17 protein-coding genes are annotated in these 18,662 nt (G+C 72.7%); 5 read left to right on the top strand and 12 right to left on the bottom strand.

Annotated features, from left to right (window positions below; translation table 11 throughout):
- Positions 1-15: 15 nt before the first annotated feature.
- The 4 genes from AB0H82_RS15470 to AB0H82_RS15455 all read right to left on the bottom strand — a co-directional run bounded on the left by AB0H82_RS15470 (position 16) and on the right by AB0H82_RS15455 (position 5,363).
- Entirely contained in the window at positions 16-3,303 is a 3,288-nt protein-coding gene (locus AB0H82_RS15470) for an ABC transporter permease (RefSeq protein WP_362992771.1), read from the bottom strand.
- 146 nt (positions 3,304-3,449) lie between these two features.
- Entirely contained in the window at positions 3,450-4,223 is a 774-nt protein-coding gene (locus AB0H82_RS15465) for a DUF3710 domain-containing protein (protein WP_362992769.1), read from the bottom strand.
- Position 4,224: 1 nt separating this feature from the next.
- Entirely contained in the window at positions 4,225-4,779 is a 555-nt protein-coding gene (gene dut, locus AB0H82_RS15460; protein ID WP_362992767.1) for a dUTP diphosphatase, read from the bottom strand.
- Positions 4,779-5,363 (bottom strand): PaaI family thioesterase, encoded by a 585-nt coding sequence (locus AB0H82_RS15455; RefSeq protein WP_362992765.1) that lies wholly within the window; start codon positions 5,361-5,363, stop codon positions 4,779-4,781. The genes dut and AB0H82_RS15455 overlap by 1 nt, the downstream gene beginning before the upstream one ends.
- A 58-nt stretch (positions 5,364-5,421) precedes the next feature.
- Between AB0H82_RS15455 and AB0H82_RS15450 the strand changes: the two genes are divergently transcribed.
- Complete coding sequence (locus tag AB0H82_RS15450; protein ID WP_362992763.1) at positions 5,422-5,874, top strand: DUF3093 domain-containing protein; 453 nt, start codon at positions 5,422-5,424, stop codon at positions 5,872-5,874.
- Positions 5,875-5,946: 72 nt separating this feature from the next.
- Here AB0H82_RS15450 and AB0H82_RS15445 read toward each other — a convergent pair whose 3' ends face one another.
- The 4 genes from AB0H82_RS15445 to AB0H82_RS15430 all read right to left on the bottom strand — a co-directional run bounded on the left by AB0H82_RS15445 (position 5,947) and on the right by AB0H82_RS15430 (position 9,497).
- A complete protein-coding gene (locus AB0H82_RS15445) occupies positions 5,947-6,885 on the bottom strand; it encodes a hypothetical protein (protein ID WP_362992761.1) in 939 nt (312 codons plus the stop codon).
- A gap of 13 nt (positions 6,886-6,898) precedes the next feature.
- Positions 6,899-7,195: a DUF4193 domain-containing protein gene (locus AB0H82_RS15440; RefSeq protein ID WP_055544889.1), complete on the bottom strand. Its 297-nt coding sequence runs from the start codon at positions 7,193-7,195 to the stop codon at positions 6,899-6,901.
- A 394-nt stretch (positions 7,196-7,589) separates the two neighbouring features.
- Positions 7,590-8,837 (bottom strand): HAMP domain-containing sensor histidine kinase, encoded by a 1,248-nt coding sequence (locus AB0H82_RS15435; RefSeq protein WP_362992759.1) that lies wholly within the window; start codon positions 8,835-8,837, stop codon positions 7,590-7,592.
- A 6-nt stretch (positions 8,838-8,843) separates the two neighbouring features.
- A complete protein-coding gene (locus AB0H82_RS15430) occupies positions 8,844-9,497 on the bottom strand; it encodes a response regulator transcription factor (RefSeq protein WP_062780089.1) in 654 nt (217 codons plus the stop codon).
- Positions 9,498-9,810: 313 nt separating this feature from the next.
- Between AB0H82_RS15430 and AB0H82_RS15425 the strand changes: the two genes are divergently transcribed.
- Complete coding sequence (locus AB0H82_RS15425; RefSeq protein ID WP_361731879.1) at positions 9,811-9,984, top strand: hypothetical protein; 174 nt, start codon at positions 9,811-9,813, stop codon at positions 9,982-9,984.
- An 89-nt stretch (positions 9,985-10,073) separates the two neighbouring features.
- Here AB0H82_RS15425 and AB0H82_RS15420 read toward each other — a convergent pair whose 3' ends face one another.
- Together AB0H82_RS15420 and AB0H82_RS15415 are read right to left on the bottom strand one after the other, a co-directional pair.
- A complete protein-coding gene (locus AB0H82_RS15420) occupies positions 10,074-10,880 on the bottom strand; it encodes an inositol monophosphatase family protein (protein ID WP_362992756.1) in 807 nt (268 codons plus the stop codon).
- Between the two features lie 10 nt (positions 10,881-10,890).
- Positions 10,891-12,018: a ferrochelatase gene (locus AB0H82_RS15415; RefSeq protein WP_362992754.1), complete on the bottom strand. Its 1,128-nt coding sequence runs from the start codon at positions 12,016-12,018 to the stop codon at positions 10,891-10,893.
- A 167-nt stretch (positions 12,019-12,185) separates the two neighbouring features.
- On the opposite strand from AB0H82_RS15415, the gene AB0H82_RS15410 reads away from it, so the two are divergent.
- Complete coding sequence (locus AB0H82_RS15410; protein WP_362992753.1) at positions 12,186-13,430, top strand: MFS transporter; 1,245 nt, start codon at positions 12,186-12,188, stop codon at positions 13,428-13,430.
- Complete coding sequence (locus tag AB0H82_RS15405) at positions 13,384-14,709, top strand: D-arabinono-1,4-lactone oxidase (protein WP_362992751.1); 1,326 nt, start codon at positions 13,384-13,386, stop codon at positions 14,707-14,709. Before AB0H82_RS15410 ends, AB0H82_RS15405 begins: the two co-directional genes overlap by 47 nt.
- Positions 14,710-14,717: 8 nt before the next feature.
- Here the strand turns inward: AB0H82_RS15405 and AB0H82_RS15400 are convergent, their stop codons facing one another.
- Positions 14,718-15,923: a hypothetical protein gene (locus AB0H82_RS15400; RefSeq protein ID WP_362992750.1), complete on the bottom strand. Its 1,206-nt coding sequence runs from the start codon at positions 15,921-15,923 to the stop codon at positions 14,718-14,720.
- A gap of 481 nt (positions 15,924-16,404) precedes the next feature.
- Here AB0H82_RS15400 and sepH point away from each other — a divergent pair, with 481 nt between their 5' ends.
- Positions 16,405-17,505, top strand: coding sequence for a septation protein SepH (sepH, locus tag AB0H82_RS15395; RefSeq protein WP_362992748.1), 1,101 nt, complete (start codon positions 16,405-16,407; stop codon positions 17,503-17,505).
- Positions 17,506-17,558: 53 nt separating this feature from the next.
- Here the strand turns inward: sepH and AB0H82_RS15390 are convergent, their stop codons facing one another.
- The gene (locus tag AB0H82_RS15390; protein WP_362992746.1) at positions 17,559-18,386 is read right to left on the bottom strand and encodes a sulfurtransferase; all 828 of its coding nucleotides are present in this window, start codon (positions 18,384-18,386) and stop codon (positions 17,559-17,561) included.
- Positions 18,387-18,662: the final 276 nt, after the last annotated feature.

Genomic DNA, 18,662 nt, shown 5'->3' with positions numbered 1-18,662 from the left:
CCCACCGACGCCGCTTCACACGTCCTCCCCCGCCCGGAGGACCCGCGCCAGATCCACCCGTCCGAGCAGCCGCGCCGCCACCGTCACGACCGCGCAGATCACCGCCGCGGTCACCCCGGCCGTCACCACCACCCGCACCCACGGCACGGCGGCGACCAGCTCGGGGAAGACCGGCTCCCCCTCCGCGTTGACCGTCACCACCGGCATGATCAGCGAGGCGAGGGCGGCCCCGAGCACCGTGCCGAGCGCCGCCGCCACCCCGGCCAGCGCCAACTGCTCCGTCCACAGGTACGCCGCGAGCTGCCCACGCCGCGTCCCGAGCGCCCGCAGCAGGCCGAACTCCCGCTCCCTGGCCCGCGCGGAGACCACGGTGTGCAGGGCGAACGCGATGACGGCGAAGGCGGGGGCGAGCACCAGGCACAGCACGAGCGCCCCGCGCGCCCCGCGCCGCAGCGGGTCGGCGGCCAGCTCCTTCCTGACCTGCGGGACGTCCACCGCGTGCCCCAGCCGCGGGTCCGCCCGCACCGCCGCCGCGGCCGGTGCGGCGTCCGTGCCCCTGACCCCCACCCACCAGGCGCTCTCCGCCCCCGGCAGCGCCCCGCTCAGGGCCCATTGGGCGGCCATGGCACGGGAGTCGGCGAGCAGCCGCGGCCGGTCGCGCGGCATCCCCGGCACCGCCGCGAGCCGCCCGACGATCGCGACCCGCGCGCTCCCGCCCGTGCTCCCGCGCACCGTCACGGTGTCCCCGACCCGTACCGCCCCGGAGGCCAGCAGCGCGTCGTCGGCGAGCGCGGGCGCGGCCGGGCGGCCCTTGGCGCTGTCCGTGCCGAGCCGCACGCTCCACGTGGGGTACTTCAGCCGCCCGTCCGGGCCGCGCAGCACCGCGTCGATGAGCTTTCCGCGGCCGGGCCGGTCGGCGCAGAGGACGGGCCCGGGCGCCTCCCCTGACGGCGGCCGCCCCCGCTCGCGCCCCCGTTCCCGGGCGGCCCCCGGGCACCCCGCCGCACGCCGGTCGGGCCGGTCGGCCCGCAGGTCGCGCCAGCGCGCCTCCCGCGACAGCCCCGGCATCCGGTCGACGGTCAGGCGGTACGTCCGCCGGACCCGCTCGCCGACCATGCTCAGGTCGATCTGCAGTATGCGGACGCCGTCGCCGCGCGCCCCCACCTTCAGCGGCACGGTCCTGGCCCCGCCCTCCTTGATCACCCCGGAACTCTCGTGGACCAGCCCGTCGCCGTCCTCGAAGAAGACGGTGAGCCGCACGGGTACGACGGTGCCGCCGCCGTCGGCCGTCATCCGCACGCGGAGCGGCAGTTCCCCTTCGGACCCCAGCCCTGCCCCGGCCACCGGCAGGCCGTGCTCGGGGATTCCCTTGCCGAGCGGCGCCACGAGCTCCCGTACGGGCCGGTCCGCGAGGTCGCCGCGCAGCGAAGGCACCGGTCCCCGCTCCGTGTTGATGCCGGTGACGGCCACCGCGTCCTGTCCGACGTACCCCTCCGAAGTGATCACGGGCGTGACGGCCTCGGCGCCCGGCAGCGCCTCGTACGCGGCGCGCCGCTCGCCCGGCGGCACCCCGTCGCCCGGCTCGACGCGCAGGTCGGCGCCGACCTGGAAGGCGGCCTGGTCCCGGTCGCCCCGGTCCAGGACCGCCAGGGCCGTGCTGCTGAGCGCGGCGACCGCCAGGGCGAGCGTCACGACCAGGGCGGGTCCTGCGTGCCGGGCCGCGCGCCGGCCGAGCTGCCAGCCGCCGAGCGGCAGGACGAGGCCGCGGCCGCGCCGCGCGAGCGGGTCGACGACGCGGGCGAGCAGCGGCAGGAACCGCAGGACGAGCAGCGCGGCCGCCACGGTCATCGCGACGGGTGCGAGCACGAGGACGGGATCGACACCCCCGACGCCACCACCGCCGGTGACCGGCGAGCGGTACTGCCGCAGCTGCAGCCAGCCGAGCACGGCGACCGCGGCGAGCGCCAGGTCGGCACCGACCCGCTGGAGCCCGGCGAACCTCGCGATCCGCCACCGGAGCCGGGCCACCGCCCGCCGGTCCCGCACGACCCGCACGGTCGGGACGAGCACCGCGAGGCCGTGCACGACCAGCGCGCCCACGACGGCCGCCCACCCCGCGCCGGTCACCGCCGACGCGGGCACCTCGCCCTCGACGAGCCCGGCGCCTTCGAGCGCGTGCAGCAGCGGCCCGGCGAGGAACGGCGCGGCCAGCCCGGCGGGCACGGCGGCGCAGGCCCACTGCGCGGCCGTCGACAGGGCGATGCGGCGGGGGCCCGCCCCGCGCGCGGCCAGCAACGCCAGCTCGGGGCGGCGGTGTTCGACGAGCCGGCGCGCGGTGAGCACGAGGGCGGCCACGGCGAGTGCGGCGAGGAGCGTCGCGGGGACGTAGAGCCCGGCGCGGGCCACGGCGATCGGTGTGGTGAGCCGGTCGAGCGCCCTGCGCAGTCCGGCCGACAGCGTCAGGTCGTCCCCGCCCGCCTCGCGCGACACGGGGCCCGACCGCGACACGGAACGTGAGGCGTCGCTGCCCGCGAACCGGTCGGCCCGCTCCTGGAGCGCCCCGATGTCCCCGAGCCGCAGCCCGCCCGTCTCGGGCACCCCGAGCCACAGCGCCGTGGTGTCCCCGGCCAGCCCGCCGCTCCCGGCGAAGGCCCGGCGCGGCACGACCGCGATGGAGTCGGGCGTCCCGAACGTACTGCTCAGTGAGGCCCACAGGGCGGGCGAGCGCCCTGCGGCGGCGTACAGCCCGACGACCCGCAGCGGCACCGGCCGTTCGTCCGCGCCCCGCACCGTGATCCGGTCGCCGGGCCGCACGGCGAGCTCCGCGGCGGCGGCCTCGGTCAGCGCGACCTCGGCAGGACCGTCCCCGGGGCGCGGCCACCGCCCGGCCATCGGCGAGGCGTGCCGCGCCACGCCCTGGAGGGCGACGACGGAGAGGGTGGCGTCCTCGCGCGGGCGGCCCGCGGCCTCGGTGACGGCGAGCTCGTCGTTGCGGGCTGCGGGCGCCCGCAGCGCGGACCAGGTGCGGTGGGGCACGTCGCCGTACGTGCGGTCGAGCGCGGTACGTACGTCCCGGTCCAACTCCCCGGCGCCGTCCGCCCGGTGGGGTCCCGCGACCTCGACGACGGCCTCGCGGTCGGCGGCGAGCCTGCGCTGCACCCCGCCCTCGACGGCCTTCTCGGACAGCGCCGCCAGCGCGGCGAGCACGGTGGCGGCGAGCAGCACGGCGAGCCCGGCCGCGCCAAGGACCAGGCCGTGGTGCCGGCTCCCCCGCACTGCCGCGGGCAGGCGTCGTCCCCTCACCGCACCGGTCTCCCCCCGAGTGACCGGCACAGTATGGGCGTACACGAAAGTGGCCCGCAATGGTCCGGACGAACCGGAACCACTGCGGGCCACCAGGCAGTTGAGTACCTGTCAGCGCGCCTCGACGAGTCGGCGCACCTCGGCGGTCAGCGCACCTCGGTGATCTCGGGGCCGCGCTGCAGCTGGCCCATGCCGCCGGAGAAGCGCGAGCCCTCCTGCTGCTCCTGCTGGACACTGCCCTCGGCGACCATCTGCGCGTCGTCCGGCAGCTTCAGGACGATCGGGTCGCGCGGCGCCATCGGGCCGTCGCCGCGCACGACGACGGTGTCCCGGAAGATCTGCTCCAGGAGCCCCGCGGTCTGCGGCTGCACCGCGCCCTGCCCGGAGATCACACCGCGCAGGAACCAGCGCGGGCCGTCGACGCCGATGAAGCGCACGACCTGCACGCCGCCCGTGCCGTCCGGCAGCTGCACCGGGACCTGGGCGCGCAGCTCCCAGCCGAGGGGGCCCTCGACCTCGTCGATGACACCGCCCTGCTGGGTGATGCCGGAGGCGATCTCCTCGCGGACCTCGCCCCAGATGCCCTCCTTCTTGGGGGCGGCGAAGCCCTGCAGCTGGATGGCGCTGTCCTGGAGCACCACGGTGGCCGCGACGATGGCGTCGCCCGCGACCTCCACCCGCAGCTCCATGCCCTCGACACCGGGCACGAAGAGCCCACCGAGGTCCACCCGGCCCTCGCCGGGCTCACGGACCTCGGAGAGGTCCCAGGGACCGTCGGGGCGGGGCTCGGGCTCAAGCCTCACGCGCGAGCGCGCGACGCCGGAGTCGGCGGACTCGTCGCCGTGCACGCCGTCGACGACCTGCTCGTCCGCGCCCGCCGCGTCCTCGGCGGCACTGTCCTTCTTGCGACGTCCGAACACGTCACTGTCCTTCCCGGTCGGATACGACCGATGCGTATCGATTCCCACCCGTTTGTTCGCCCGGGCTCACGCCCGAACCGCTGCCCACGGCGGCATGGCCACCGGTGGACCCGAAGCCCCCCTCGGCCCGCGCCGATACGGGAAGCTCCGCCACCTCCTGGAAGCGAACCTTCTCGACCTGCTGGACGACCAGTTGGGCAATCCGGTCGAAGCGCTCGAACCGCACGGTCTCGCGCGGGTCGAGATTCACCACGATCACCTTGATCTCTCCACGGTACCCGGCATCCACCGTCCCCGGGGCATTCACCAGAGCGACACCGCAGCGGGCGGCGAGCCCGGAACGGGGGTGCACGAAGGCCGCGTACCCCTCCGGGAGCGCGATCGACACTCCGGTCGGCAGCACCGCCCGCTCACCGGGTGCGAGTTCGTGGGACTCCGTCGTGCGCAGATCGGCGCCCGCGTCACCGGGCTGCGCGTACGCGGGCAGCGGTACGTCGGGGTCGACACGCCTGATCAGCACGTTCAGCTCATGGGAAGGCGTCTCGTCGGAGGGCATCACGGGTTCACCTCGAAAGCGCGGGCACGCCGGATCTGGTCCGGATTGTTCATGGCGGCCTGGATCTCCTCCGGGCGGCCGTTGTCGATGAAGTGCTCGACCTTCACCTCGATGAAGAGGGCGTCGGCGCGGACCGCGACGGGCCCCTCGGGGCCGCCGATGCGCCCGGTGGCGGTCGAGTAGATCTTCCGTCCTGCGACGGCGGTGACCTCGGCTTCCAGGAACAGCACGGTCCCCAGCGGCACGGGCCGCACGAAGTCGGTCTCCAGGCGGCCGGTCACGGCGATCACGCGCAGCAGCCAGTTCAGCGAGCCCAGCGTCTCGTCGAGCGCGGTGGCGAGGATGCCGCCGTGGGCGAGGCCCGGGGCGCCCTGGTGCGCCTCCCGCACGGTGAACTCGGCGGTGACGGCGACGCCCTCGCCGGCCCGCGCCGCGAGGTGCAGTCCGTGCGCCTGCCCTTCGCCACAGCCGAAACAGTGCTCGTAGTGGGCGCCGATGAGCTCACCGGGGGCGGGTGCGTCGGGGTGGCGGACGGGCGCTATCGCGTCGGCCGGGGGCGTCAGAGCTGCAGATGTACCACTCACAGGCGCAGACCTTACCTCCGCGTCAGCGCGGCAACCGCACCGTGCCAAGCTTGGTTCCATGCAGCCTTACGAAGAACGCCTGACCGCGCCCCGTTCATGGTGGTTCGCCTCGGTCCTGGTGGGTGTCGCGATGGCCCTGATCATGCTGCCGTTCGGCACCCTGCCGCTCCTCGGCGGCCTGGTCGGCGGCACCGCCGTGGCGGCCGTCGTCACCAGTGCGTACGGCGGTGTGCGCATCCGGGTGGTGGCGGGCTCGCTGGTCGCGGGGGACGCGAAGATCCCGGTGTCCGCCCTGGGCGACGCGGAGGTGCTGACCGGCGAGGAGACCCGCGCCTGGCGCAGCTACAAGGCCGACCCGCGCGCGTACATGCTGCTGCGTGCCTACATCCCCACGGCACTGCGCATCCCGATCACGGACCCGGACGACCCGACTCCGTACGCATACGTCTCGACGAGGCACCCGGAAGAGCTCGCGAAGGCCCTGGTAGCGGTGCGCGAGAGCGCCGCGTAACCGAAGGCGCCCCTTCAGGGGCGCGGAGAACTGCGCGACAAGCCACCACGAACCCGCAGGCCGGACGGCAGGTCAGCGCCCGAGCTCCTTGGGGAGACCGCCCACCCGCAGAGGATCGTCCGGCTTCTCCAGAGGCGGCAGCTCGGGCAGCGCGTCCCACGGCACCTGGCTCCGCCGGAGATCCGCACGGACCTTCCCGGCCAGCTTCTTCGTGTCCCGGCGGTTCATGACCGCCCCCACCGCGGCACCCACCATGAAGGGCATGAGGTTCGGCAGGTTCCGGACCATCCGCTTCATGATCTGCTGCCGCAGCTCCCGCTTCATCTGGCCGCCCAGCGCGGCGTTGAAGGTCGTCGGCTTCGTGACATCGATGCCGCGCTCCTCCGACCAGGAGTTCAGATACGCGGTGCTGCGCTGCTTCAGATTGCCGCCGGGCCGCTGTCCGTAGACCTCGTGCAGCTCGGCGATCAGTTTCAGTTCGATGGCGGCGACGCCGGTGATCTCCGCCGCGAGTTCGGCGGGCATCGCGGGCGGCACCGGCATCATCGCGGCGGCGCCCACTCCCGCGCCCACGGTGGACGTGGCGTTGGCGGCGCCCGCGACGAGCTTGTCCGCGAGCTGCTCGGGGCCGAGGCCCGGGAACTGCTTGCGGAGGGTCGCGAGATCGCGGACCGGGATCCGCGGGGCGTTCTCGATGAGCCGGTCGGCGAGATATCCGATACCGGCCCTGGCGCCGCGCCCGCCCTTGCGCACGCCTTCCTTCACTCCGTGCGTGACAGCGGCGACACGGCCCATCCGGGACCCGCCCCCCGCTTTCCGAGTGGCCCTGGGAGCCTCGTCGGGCGCCGTCGCGTCCGCCACCGCCTCCAGGGCGTTCGCCGGTTCGAGCGAGGCTTCTCCGGTGGCGGAAGAGCCTCGCCCGTCGTCACGTACACCGGCGTCCTGGACGCCGGCCTCGTCCGCTCCGCCCTTGCGGAAGCGGCGCTTCCTGGACGGGGTCGAGCCAGTCACGGCCGACCCCGCCTCAGTCGCAGTCGCGGCAGATCGGCTGGCCGTTCTTCTCCCTGGCCAGCTGGCTGCGGTGGTGGACCAGGAAGCAGCTCATGCAGGTGAACTCGTCCTGCTGCTTCGGGAGCACGCGCACGGCGAGCTCCTCGTTCGAAAGGTCCGCGCCGGGGAGCTCAAGGCCCTCTGCGGCCTCGAACTCGTCGACGTCTACGGCCGACGTCGACTTGTCGTTCCGACGTGCCTTGAGTTCCTCGATGCTGTCCTCGTTGACGTCATCGTCGGTCTTGCGTGGGGTGTCGTAGTCCGTTGCCATGTCGCTCTCCCCCTCTGGGTGTCTGCGGGTGTCTCCAGCGCACGTAACGCGTGAGAGGCCGGACTTGTGCCCGACCCGAGGCGGAGATTTTGCCTCACATCAAGGTCTGTTACTCAATCGACACCCAACCGCACCCCCGAAGAGGTGCTCGGGTTGGATGGCGATCGGACCGTACACGGTCCGAATGTCGCACTTCACGGGCGCCACCCCGTGTACTTCCCGTGATCAAGACCCCCGAAAACCCGGATTTTCCCGGCTTTCCGACGACTTTCACGATCACGGAGAGTAGATGGCCGAAAAATCGGCCATGTGATCGATCGCACATTTCTTCCCCGGGGAAGACCCCCGGAAATTCCGCGCAAAGCGAACACAGTGGCGTGTCCGCTCCCGCGCCTCAGAGGGGCAAGGTGACTCGCATCACGAGGCCACCCCCCTCACGCGGCTCCGCGATGATACGGCCCCCGTGGGCCCGCGCCACCGACCGGGCGATCGACAGGCCGAGTCCCACGCCCTTGTCGCTGCCCGTCCGCTCGGTCCGCAGCCTCCGGAACGGCTCGAAAAGGTTGTCGATCTCGTACGCGGGCACCACCGGGCCCGTGTTCGACACCACCAGGACCGCCTGACCGTGCTGAGCCTCCGTGGTGACCTCGACCCAGCCCTCGTCAGGGACGTTGTACCTCACGGCGTTCTGGACGAGGTTCAGGGCGATCCGCTCCAGGAGGACGCCGTTGCCCTGCACGACCGCCGGGCCGCGCTCGCCGCGGATCTCCACGCCCTTGGCCTCGGCCTCGGCGCGCACCTGGTCGACGGCGCGGTCGGCGACCTCGGCGAGGTCGACCGGTTTGCGCTCCACGATCTGGTTGTCGCTGCGGGCGAGCAGCAGCAGGCCCTCCACGAGCTGCTCACTGCGCTCGTTGGTGGCAAGGAGCGTCTTGCCGAGCTGGTGGAGCTCGGGCGGCGCGCCCGGGTCGGAGAGGTGGACCTCCAGGAGGGTGCGGTTGATCGCCAGGGGCGTGCGCAACTCGTGCGACGCGTTGCCGACGAACCGCTGCTGGGCGGTGAAGGCCCGCTCCAGGCGGTCCAGCATCTCGTCGAAGGTGTCCGAGAGCTCCTTCAGCTCGTCGTCCGGGCCGTCCAGCTCGATGCGGCGGCTCAGGTCCGTGCCGGCCACCCTGCGCGCGGTGCGCGTGATCCGGCCAAGCGGCGAGAGCACGCGGCCCGCCATCGCGTACCCGAAGGCGAAGGCGATCACGGCGAGGCCGAGCAGGGCGAGCAGCGAACGGCTGAGGAGGTTGTCGAGGGCGCTCCGGCGCATCTGGTTGACGCACTCGTTCAGCGCGGCGTTCAGCTGCACCTCCGAGGGGCGCTCCGGGAGCCCCTGGAAATTGGCGCAGGTCTTGCTGGACACCGTGGACTCACCGGTCACCCTGAACGGCAGGTCACTGCCCACGTTCAGCGCCTGGGCGGCGAGCAGGTAGATGATCGACAGGAGCAGGATGCCCGCGATGAGGAACATGCCGCCGTAGAGCAGCGTGAGCCGTATACGGATGGTCGGGCGCAGCCACGGGAACGGCGGTTCGACCTTCCTCGGGTCCCACGTCGGCTTCGGGGGCGCGGCTGGTGGCGCCGGGGTCGCGGCCACCGCCGGTCAGATCCGGTAGCCGGAGCCCGGCACCGTCACGATGACGGCCGGCTCACCGAGCTTGCGGCGCAGGGTCATGACGGTGACCCGGACGACGTTCGTGAACGGGTCCGTGTTCTCGTCCCAGGCCTTCTCCAGGAGCTGCTCCGCGGAGACGACGGCGCCCTCGCTGCGCAGCAGCACTTCGAGGACGGCGAACTCCTTGGGGGCCAGCTGGATCTCCCTGCCCTCGCGGAACACCTCGCGGCGGTTGGGGTCGAGCTTGATCCCGGCGCGCTCCAGGACGGGCGGCAGCGGCACGCTGGTGCGCCGCCCGAGGGCACGCACGCGTGCCGTGAGCTCGCTGAACGCGAACGGCTTGGGGAGGTAGTCGTCGGCGCCGATCTCCAGGCCCTCGACGCGGTCGCTGACATCGCCCGACGCGGTGAGCATCAGGACGCGGGTCGGCATGCCGAGCTCGACGATCTTGCGGCAGACGTCGTCGCCGTGGACGAGCGGGAGGTCCCGGTCGAGCACCACCACGTCGTAGTCGTTGACACCGATGCGCTCCAGGGCGGCCGCTCCGTCGTACACGACGTCGACGGCCATGGCCTCCCGGCGCAGTCCGGTGGCCACCGCATCGGCGAGCAGCTGCTCGTCCTCGACGACGAGTACGCGCACGTGGCTGTCCTTCCTCTGTGCCCCTGCGGGCAGGTCTGTCTTGGGGTAGGCCTCCATCCTGCCCCTTTCGGCCATAAACCGGCTGTAAGGCGGCCTGGCTCCGGGATCGGCGACCGGGAATGCGGGATTTTCTCCGCCGGTTGAGGTTTCTGCGGAACGGAGCCAGGGGAGGACGGCCTTACACCCGCGATCACGCTTTGTATGTGGCGCGCCACGAACCGCTTTTCCAGGGCGGCTTGAGACGTGATCGCCCCACTCCTTGAGGGCACACCCCCGTGCCATCGACCCACGACCCAGCCGAGGGGGCGCAACCATGGACGCATTCACCGCAGGTCTCCTGCAGCGCATAGAGGCCACGGAGTCCGACCTCACGAAGGCCCGTGAGACGGGAGACGACTTCCTGGCCGAGGTCGAGCTGGCGGAGCTGGAAGATCTCCACCGCCTGGCCGCCGAGCACGGTGTCGAGGTGGGCGCACTCCACGCCTGACCGACGCCTCGGGACATGAGCGGAAGGGCCCCGGCACCTGTGGACCAGGTGCCGGGGCCCTTCCGCATGCCCGGGCGGGACACAGGCGCTCAGTCGTGCCAGGCGCCGAGGTCCTCCAGGAGGCCCTGGAGCGTCTCGAAGAGGGCGGGCGGGGCCGCGACGGCCAGCTCGCCCGAGAGGGCCTCTCCGGGGCGGCCACCGGTCAGGGCGCCCGCTTCCCGCGCCACGAGGTCACCGGCCGCGAAGTCCCAGGGGTTGAGCCCTCGCTCGTAGTACGCGTCGAGGCGGCCCGCCGCCACGTCGCACAGGTCGATCGCGGCCGACCCGGCGCGCCGGATGTCCCGCACCTTCGGGATCAGGTGGCGCGCCACCTCGGCCTGCTGGGCGCGGCGCTCGGCGACGTACCCGAAGCCGGTGCCGATCAGCGCCTGGTCGAGCGGCGGTGCCGGACGCACCCGGACGGGCAGGTCGTTCAGGTGGGCGCCCTCTCCGAGGACCGCGCGGTACGTCTCCCCGCGCATCGGGGCGTGCACGACGCCGACGAGCGTCTCGCCGTCCTTGCGGGCGGCGATGGACACCGACCAGTCGGGGCGTCCGTAGAGGTAGTTGACCGTGCCGTCGATGGGGTCGACGACCCACTGGACACCGCTGCTGCCCTCGGAGCTCGCGCCCTCCTCGCCGAGCACGCCGTCGGCCGGCCTGCGCTCGGCGAGGAAGTCGGTGATCAGCTTCTCGGAGGCGATGTCCATCTCGGTCACGACGTCGACGGCGCTGGACTTGGTGGCGGCGACGCCCAGGTCGTCGGGGCGGCCCTCGCGCAGGAAGGTCCCGGCGCGGTGCGCGGCCTCCACGGCGACGGCGAGGAGTTCTGCCTTGAGGTCGGTCACTTCGGTCACCTCGGGAGTCTTACGCGTACGGGCTGTCGGCGCCCGCGGCGGCGGGCTTGGGGGCACGGGCGGGGCAGCAGCCCACCGGGCACAGGTCGTGGCTCGCGCCGAGGGAGCCCAGGGCGCACGGCGTGACGGGCGTGCCGCTCTCCTTGGCGGCCCGCTCCAGGACGAGCTCCCGGATCGCCGCGGCGAACCGCGGGTCGGCGCCGACGGTCGCCGAGCGGCGCACCGGCAGACCCAGTTCCGCCGCCTTGGCCTCGGCCTCGGTGTCGAGGTCGTACAGGACCTCCATGTGGTCCGAGACGAAGCCGATGGGGACCATGACCACGGCGGGTGCCCCGGCCGCGTGCCGCTCCTCCAGGTGGTCGCAGATGTCGGGCTCCAGCCACGGGATGTGCGGGGCGCCGCTGCGCGACTGGTAGACGAGCTGCCAGGGGTGGTCGACGCCGGTCTCCTCGCGGACGGCGTCGGCGATGAGGCGGGCCACGTCCAGGTGCTCCCTCACGTACGCACCGCCGTCGCCGTGCTCCTCGACGGGGCCCGAGGTGTCCGCCGCGGAGTCCGGGATCGAGTGCGTGGTGAAAGCGAGGTGCGCGCCCTCCCGCACGCCGTCGGGGAGATCGGCGAGGGACTTCAGGACGCCGTCGATCATCGGGCGGACGAAGCCGGGGTGGTTGAAGTAGTGCCGGAGCTTGTCGACCTGCGGGAGCTCCAGGCCCTCGGCCTCCAGGGCGGCGAGGGAGTCCGCGAGATTCTCGCGGTACTGGCGGCAGCCCGAGTACGAGGCGTACGCGCTGGTGGCGAGAACCAGGATGCGGCGGTGGCCGTCGGTGACCATCTCGCGCAGGGTGTCGGTCAGATAGGGCGCCCAGTTGCGGTTGCCCCAGTAGACCGGCAGGTCCAGGCCGTGCTGAGCGAAGTCCTTGCGCAGGGCGTCGAGCAGCGCGCGGTTCTGGTCGTTGATGGGGCTGACCCCGCCGAACAGGAAGTAGTGCTGCCCCACCTCCTTGAGCCGCTCCTTGGGGATGCCGCGGCCACGCGTCACGTTCTCCAGGAACGGGACGACGTCGTCAGGGCCTTCGGGGCCGCCGAAGGAGAGCAGCAGCAGGGCGTCGTACGGAGTGGGATCCAGCGCATCGGACATGTCTCCGATCCTGCCACCCGCCACTGACACGCGGAAAACGGCCTCCGCCGACCGGAAAAACACGGTGCGGACGGCCACCCCGGAGCCGTAAGCTGTATGGGCCATCTTTACGCCTTACCGGAGCCCCTCCTCCCGGGAGCCGCTCCGGTCCCTCAGCGGAGTCCCACGTGCCCAGCCCCTACCGCGCCATCTTCGCCGCCCCCGGCACCAAGGCCTTCTCCAGCGCCGGGTTCCTCGGCCGCATGCCGCTGTCGATGATGGGCATCGGCATCGTGACCATGGTGTCCCAGCTCACCGGGCGGTACGGCCTCGCGGGCGCCCTGTCGGCGACCGTCGCGCTGTCCGCCGCGGCGATCGGGCCGCAGATCTCCCGCCTTGTGGACCGGCACGGTCAGCGCCGCGTGCTGCGGCCCGCGACGCTGGTGTCCCTGGCGGCCGTCGCCGGGCTGTTGCTCTGCGCGAAGTTCGAGGCGCCCGACTGGACGCTGTTCGTCTTCGCCGCCCTGGTCGGCTGCGTGCCGAGCGTGGGCTCGATGATCAGGGCGCGCTGGGCCGTCCTGTACCGCGACACCCCGCAGCTCCACACCGCGTACTCCTTCGAGTCGGTGGTGGACGAGGTCTGCTTCATCTTCGGACCGATCATCTCGATCGGTCTGTCCACGGTGTGGTTCCCCGAGGCGGGGCCACTGCTCGCCGGTGTCTTCCTCGCCGTGGGCGTCTTCTGGCTGACCGCCCAGCGGGCCACCGAACCGGTGCCGCACCCGCGCGAGCACCACACCAAGGAGTCGGCGCTGCGCTCCGTGGGCCTTCAGGTGCTCGTCCTCACCTTCGTCGCGACCGGCGCGATCTTCGGTTCGGTCGACGTGGTCACCGTGGCGTACGCGGAGGACCAGGGCCACAAGTCCGCGGCGAGCCTGGTCCTCGCGGTCTACGCGCTCGGCTCCTGCCTGGCCGGCGCGGCCTTCGGACTGCTGCACTTCAAGGGGGCGCCCGCTCCCCGGTGGCTGCTGGGTGTCTGCGCGATGGCCGTGAGTATGATCCCGCTTCAACTGGTCGGGAACCTTCCGTTGCTGGCCGTGGCGTTGTTCGTAGCGGGCCTCTCCATCGCACCGACAATGATCACGACGATGGCCCTCGTCGAGCAGCACGTACCACGCGCGAAACTGACCGAGGGCATGACGTGGGTGAGCACGGGACTCGCGGTCGGCGTCGCGCTCGGCTCCTCCGCGGCCGGCTGGGTCATCGACGCCGCGGGGTCGGAGGCGGGGTACGGGGTACCGGGGGTCTCCGGAGCCGTCGCGGTCGCGGTCGGGTTCCTTGGGTATCGCCGGCTGAAGAGGCCGGTGCCGCAACGGGGAGGGACCCATGAGTACGGGCACGGGCAGCGGGCGGAACACAGCGACGTGGCGTAACTGGGCGGGCAACGTCACCGCGCGACCGGCCAGGGAGGTCACCCCCGCGTCGGTCGGCGAAGTGTCCGCCGCACTGCGCCGGGCCAAGGACGACGGCCTCAAGGTGAAGCCGGTCGGCTCCGGGCACTCCTTCACGGCGGCCGCCGTGACCGACGGCGTCCTCATACGCCCCGACCTGCTCACGGGCATCCGCGGCATCGACCGTGCGGCGGGGACGGTCACCGTCGGGGCGGGTACTCCGCTGAAGCGCCTGAACGCGGCACTGGCCCGCGAGGGCCTGTCGCTCACGAACATGGGCGACATCATGGAGCAGACCGTCTCCGGAGCCGTCAGCACCGGCACGCACGGCACGGGCCGCGAATCGGCCTCGATCGCCGCCCAGATCACGGCACTTGAGCTGGTCACCGCGGACGGCACGGTCCTGACCTGCTCCGCCGAGGAGAACCCCGAGGTCTTCGCCGCCGCCCGCGTCGGGCTCGGCGCGCTCGGCGTGATCACCGCGATCACCTTCGCCGTGGAGCCGATCTTCTTCCTCACGGCCCGCGAGGAGCCGATGACCTTCGACAAGGTCACCGACGACTTCGACGCGCTCGTCACCGAGAACGAGCACTTCGAGTTCTACTGGTTCCCGCACACCGGCAACTGCACCACCAAGCGCAACAACCGCAGCCCCGGCCCGGCGGAGCCGCCCGGCAGGATCAGCGCCTTCGTAGAGGACGAACTGCTCTCCAACGGCCTCTTCCAGGTGGTCAATTCCCTCGGCCGCGCCGTCCCTGCCGCCATACCCGGCATCGCCAGGATCTCCAGCAAGGCGCTCTCCGCGCGTACGTACACGGACATCCCCTACAAGGTCTTCACCAGCCCGCGCCGCGTGCGGTTCATGGAGATGGAGTACGCCGTCCCGCGCGCGGCGCTCGTACCGGCCCTGCGCGAGCTGCGGGCGATGGTGGACCGCTCGCGGCTGCGGATCAGCTTCCCCGTGGAGGTCCGCACGGCACCCGCGGACGACATGGCGCTCTCCACGGCCTCGGGCCGGGAGAGCGCCTACATCGCCGTCCACATGTATCGGGGCACGCCGTACCAGGCGTACTTCGCGGCCGCCGAGCGGATCTTCACCGCGCACGAGGGGCGGCCGCACTGGGGCAAGGTGCACACGCGCGACGCGGAGTACTTCGCCAAGGCGTACCCCCGCTTCGGCGAGTTCACGGCCCTGCGCGACCGCCTCGACCCGGACCGCCTGTTCGGCAACGCCTACCTGCGGCGGGTCCTCGGCGACTGAACCCCGCTCTACGGAGTGGGTGTCCCGCCCTGCTGGGCGTCGCCGTCCGTGCCGGTGCCCGTGCCGCTCGACGGAGTGGGCGTCGGGGTCGGCGTGGGCGTCGGGTCCGTCTTGGAACCGTCGTCTCCGGAGTCGTCGCCCTGGTCCTTGTCGGGGTCCGTGCCGGTGCCCCGGTCCGGGTCGTCCTTCGAACCGGAGTCGTTGCCGTTGCCCGTTCCGTCGCCCTGACCGGTGCCCGGGGTCTCGCCGCCGGTCCCGTTCGGGTCCTGCGACGCGTCGCCGTCACCCTTCCGGGAACCGTCGTCCGGCCCCGTGGTGCCGTTGTCCGAGGGCTGCCCGGACGGTTCCTCGGGGGGCGTGGAGTGCTTCTCCGGAGAGGAGTTGCGGCCCGAGAAGCCGTTGCCGATCGTGGTGCCCTTGCCGCCGCTGAAGTCCTTCCCTGAGACCACTTCGTACGTGGTGATCCCTGCCATGGCGACTCCGAAGACGACCGCCGCGGCGATCAACGGCCGCTTCCAGCTGCGGATCCGCGCGCGGTGCGTGGTGCCCTCGGTGAACTCGTCGGACGGGAGCGGCGGTTCGAGGGCGGTCGTCGGCGCCGGGTCCTGGCCCGTGGTGCGCAGGACGCGCGTGGCGTCGTCCCGGGGCACCAGCTGCGTGGCGTCCAGCTCCGCGGGGTCCACCGGTCCGAGGAGCTGGGTCCTGTCCGCGTCGGCGTCGAGCCCCACCGCCACGGACGGCAGCACCGTCGTGGGATCCGCGTCTCCCGCCGTGGGCAGCACCGTGGTCGCGTCGGCTTCGGCGTCAGCACCCATGTCCGTCGGCTGTGGCCTCCCCCACGTCGTGGTCACGGGGCCCGTCGCGCCGACGGCTCTCGGATAGGCGGCGGTTCTGAACGTCTCGGGCACCTGCTGCGCGGCCGGCACCGGAACCTGCCGTGCCTTCGGCTTGGCGTGCACCGTGACGTCACGTATCTGCTCGCCCGTACGCTTGAAGAAGTGCTGGAAGACGGTGCCGCCACAGGTCGCGATCGCACTGACGACACCGGCGCCGAGGATCGTCCCGTAGACCCCGAGGTTCGAGGCGAGCTTCGCCGCCACGACCGCGGCGATGGCGCTGCCCGCCACCTGCGGCACGCTCAGATCGAGGCGCCGCTTCTCCTCCGGCTCCTCCTGGTCCTTCGACTTCTTGCCGGAATCCGGCTTTTCACGCATCTCCGACCCTTGCCTGCTTTCTCGTTCTTCTCAACCTTTTCTCGGCCGACTGCACGAGACAGGGACGTATGGGCGAAGCGATTAGTTCCGTTTCTGTCTTTTCCGTGAAGTGCGCCACGCGCACGCGGGCGCGACGGGACGGGGCGACCACCAACTCCCTTCCGCCACGAGAACTTCGGCGGCGCGGCGGTCCACCCGCGTGGCCCGAATGGAGTACTGTTGCGAGCCCTGGGTCCGGTCTCCCGCCAGGGTGCCCGGGGCCTTCCAGAACCGCCGGGTGGGGGGCTGACCGCACAGGGTGGCGAAGGTCGTCACTTAGCGTTGCAAAATGGTAACCGTGCCATAACGGCGATCCAGGGCCCCTGCCCGACACGCCGGGCAACTCGGCAAGGTTGTGGCAGGCTGCACCCGGGCAGGCCACACTCGACTAGCGGAAGCAGCGACGCACGTGACGTCGGCAGGCACCACCCGGGAGGTCCCCATGCCCGAACTGCGTGTCGTGGCCGTCAGCAACGACGGCACACGGCTGGTGCTGAAGGCTGCGGACAGCACGGAGTACACGCTTCCGATCGACGAGCGGCTGCGTGCGGCCGTCCGCGGCGACAGGCCCCGACTCGGACAGATCGAGATCGAGGTGGAGAGCCACCTCCGACCGCGCGACATCCAGGCGCGGATACGGGCGGGCGCCAGCGCCGAGGAAGTGGCCCAGCTCGCAGGCATCCCCGTCGATCGCGTCCGCCGCTTCGAGGGGCCCGTGCTCGCCGAGCGCGCCTTCATGGCGGAGCGCGCCAGAAAGACGCCCGTACGCCGCCCCGGTGAGAACACCGGCCCCCAGCTCGGCGAGGCCGTGCAGGAGCGGCTGATGCTGCGGGGCGTCGACAAGGACACCGTCCAGTGGGACTCCTGGCGCCGCGACGACGGCACCTGGGAAGTCCTCCTCGTCTACCGCGTCGCGGCCGAGCCGCACTCCGCGTGCTGGACGTACGACCCGCCCCGGCGGCTCGTCCAGGCCGTGGACGACGAGGCGCGCTCGCTGATCGGCGAGACGGACGACATCTCCGCGCCCGAGCCGAGCTTCCCGTTCGTCCCGCGCATCGCACGGCTCCCCAGGGACCGCCCGGCGGACCGGCCGCTCGACCGCGCCCTGGACCGGCAGCTGGACCGCCCGAGCATCCCGGCCCCGCCCGCCGACCCCGCGGAGGAGGGCACCGGCGCCGGTGGCGCCGTCGCCGAGCAGGAGCGCGACTCCCTGACCAGCCTCCTGGAGGCGGTGCCCAGCTTCCGCGGCGACATGGTCGTGCCCGAGCGCCCCTCGGCCGCGACCACCACGGAGCTGCCGCCGCCCGCCCAGGAGGAGCCCGAGCAGGAGCCGGACGCCGAGGAGCCCCCGGCGGCGTCCGCCGGTGCCGGCGCGGCCTATGCGGACGTCCTCATGCCGCGTTCGGTGGCGAGCCACCGCGACCGGCTCGTCGGCTCCACGGACCGTCAGGCCGAGGCCGACGGGGTGCGGCCGGGCCGCCGCGCGGCGGTCCCCAGCTGGGACGAGATCGTCTTCGGCACCCGCCGCAAGAAGCAGGAGTAACCGTCGGACGGCCACGGTTCCCGCACCCGGAGGGCGCGGGAACCGGCCGCTTCCTACTGCGGGTCGGGGCCCGTCGCCACGGGTCGCGAGGGGTCGGCCGACCACTCCGACCACGAGCCGACGTACAGCGCGGCCGGAATTCCCGCCACCGCGAGGGCGAGCACCTCGTGGGCGCCCGAGACGCCCGAGCCGCAGTAGACGCCGACCTCCGACGTGCCGGCCGTGCCGAGCGCCTTGAAGCGGTCCGCCAGCTCGTCGGCCGGCTTGAATCGGCCGTCCGCCGCGACGTTCTCCGTGGTCGGCGCCGATACCGCGCCCGGGATGTGGCCGGCCACGCGGTCGATCGGCTCGACCTCGCCGCGGTAGCGCTCGGCCGCGCGGGCGTCCAGGAGGAGCCCGGAGCGCGCCAGGGCCGCGGCGGAGTCCGCGTCCAGCAGGTCCTTGCTGTTCGGGGCCGGCTCGAAGGAACCCTCGGCCGGAGCCGTGCCCGCGCCCTGCTCCAGCGGGCCCGTCCAGAAGCCGATGCCGCCGTCGAGGACCCGGACGGACGCGTGCCCCGTCCAGCGCAGCATCCACCACAGGCGGGCCGCCGCCCAGTTCTGGCCACCGTCGTAGACGACGACGGCCCGGTCCTGCGAGACCCCGGCCGCCCGCATCACGGCACCGAACCGGTCCACGTCGGGCAGCGGATGACGGCCACCGGCACCCGCGGGTCCTGCCAGGTCGGCGTCCAGATCGACGAAGACGGCCGACGGAATGTGCCCTTCCTCGTATGCGGAGCGCAGGGAGCCCTCGTGCTGCCAGCGGACGTCGAGCACGACCGGCGGATTCTCGCCCGCCAGCTCGCTCGCGAGTTCGGATGCGGAGATGATGGCATTCATGGCCCCATCCTTGCGTACGGGGTGGTCGTGTCGCCAAGGCCCGGCTACCCTGCCCGCCGGACGTCGCCCGACCACGGGGCGTATGGAACCATGCACGGCCTGTACGGCTGACGATCACCGGCGCACGGACTCGTGTTCACGGATGAGAAGCGGGAAATCGGGCATCTACCGCGGGAAGCCGGACAGAGCGGCGCCGTCGTGGCGCGTGGGACGGCGGGCGGTGCGAGCATCTGCAGGGGCGCGAGTCCGCGCGGAATCGTACGCGCATTCGAAAAT

Source organism: Streptomyces sp. NPDC050732 (assembly GCF_040654255.1).
Lineage (GTDB): Bacteria > Actinomycetota > Actinomycetes > Streptomycetales > Streptomycetaceae > Streptomyces.
Note: the sequence above shows the minus strand (reverse complement) of the source record. Positions and strands in the feature narration are given on the sequence as shown.

What these genes read in the sequence shown, in the direction of transcription:
- AB0H82_RS15390 (WP_362992746.1), bottom strand. Translation starts at nt 18,386, where the DNA reads ATGAATGCCATCATCTCCGCATCCGAACTCGCGAGCGAGCTGGCGGGC.
- AB0H82_RS15450 (WP_362992763.1), top strand. Translation starts at nt 5,422, where the DNA reads ATGCAGCCTTACGAAGAACGCCTGACCGCGCCCCGTTCATGGTGGTTC.
- AB0H82_RS15400 (WP_362992750.1), bottom strand. Translation starts at nt 15,923, where the DNA reads ATGCGTGAAAAGCCGGATTCCGGCAAGAAGTCGAAGGACCAGGAGGAG.
- dut (WP_362992767.1), bottom strand. Translation starts at nt 4,779, where the DNA reads ATGCCCTCCGACGAGACGCCTTCCCATGAGCTGAACGTGCTGATCAGG.
- AB0H82_RS15425 (WP_361731879.1), top strand. Translation starts at nt 9,811, where the DNA reads ATGGACGCATTCACCGCAGGTCTCCTGCAGCGCATAGAGGCCACGGAG.
- AB0H82_RS15415 (WP_362992754.1), bottom strand. Translation starts at nt 12,018, where the DNA reads ATGTCCGATGCGCTGGATCCCACTCCGTACGACGCCCTGCTGCTGCTC.
- AB0H82_RS15405 (WP_362992751.1), top strand. Translation starts at nt 13,384, where the DNA reads ATGAGTACGGGCACGGGCAGCGGGCGGAACACAGCGACGTGGCGTAAC.
- sepH (WP_362992748.1), top strand. Translation starts at nt 16,405, where the DNA reads ATGCCCGAACTGCGTGTCGTGGCCGTCAGCAACGACGGCACACGGCTG.
- AB0H82_RS15440 (WP_055544889.1), bottom strand. Translation starts at nt 7,195, where the DNA reads ATGGCAACGGACTACGACACCCCACGCAAGACCGACGATGACGTCAAC.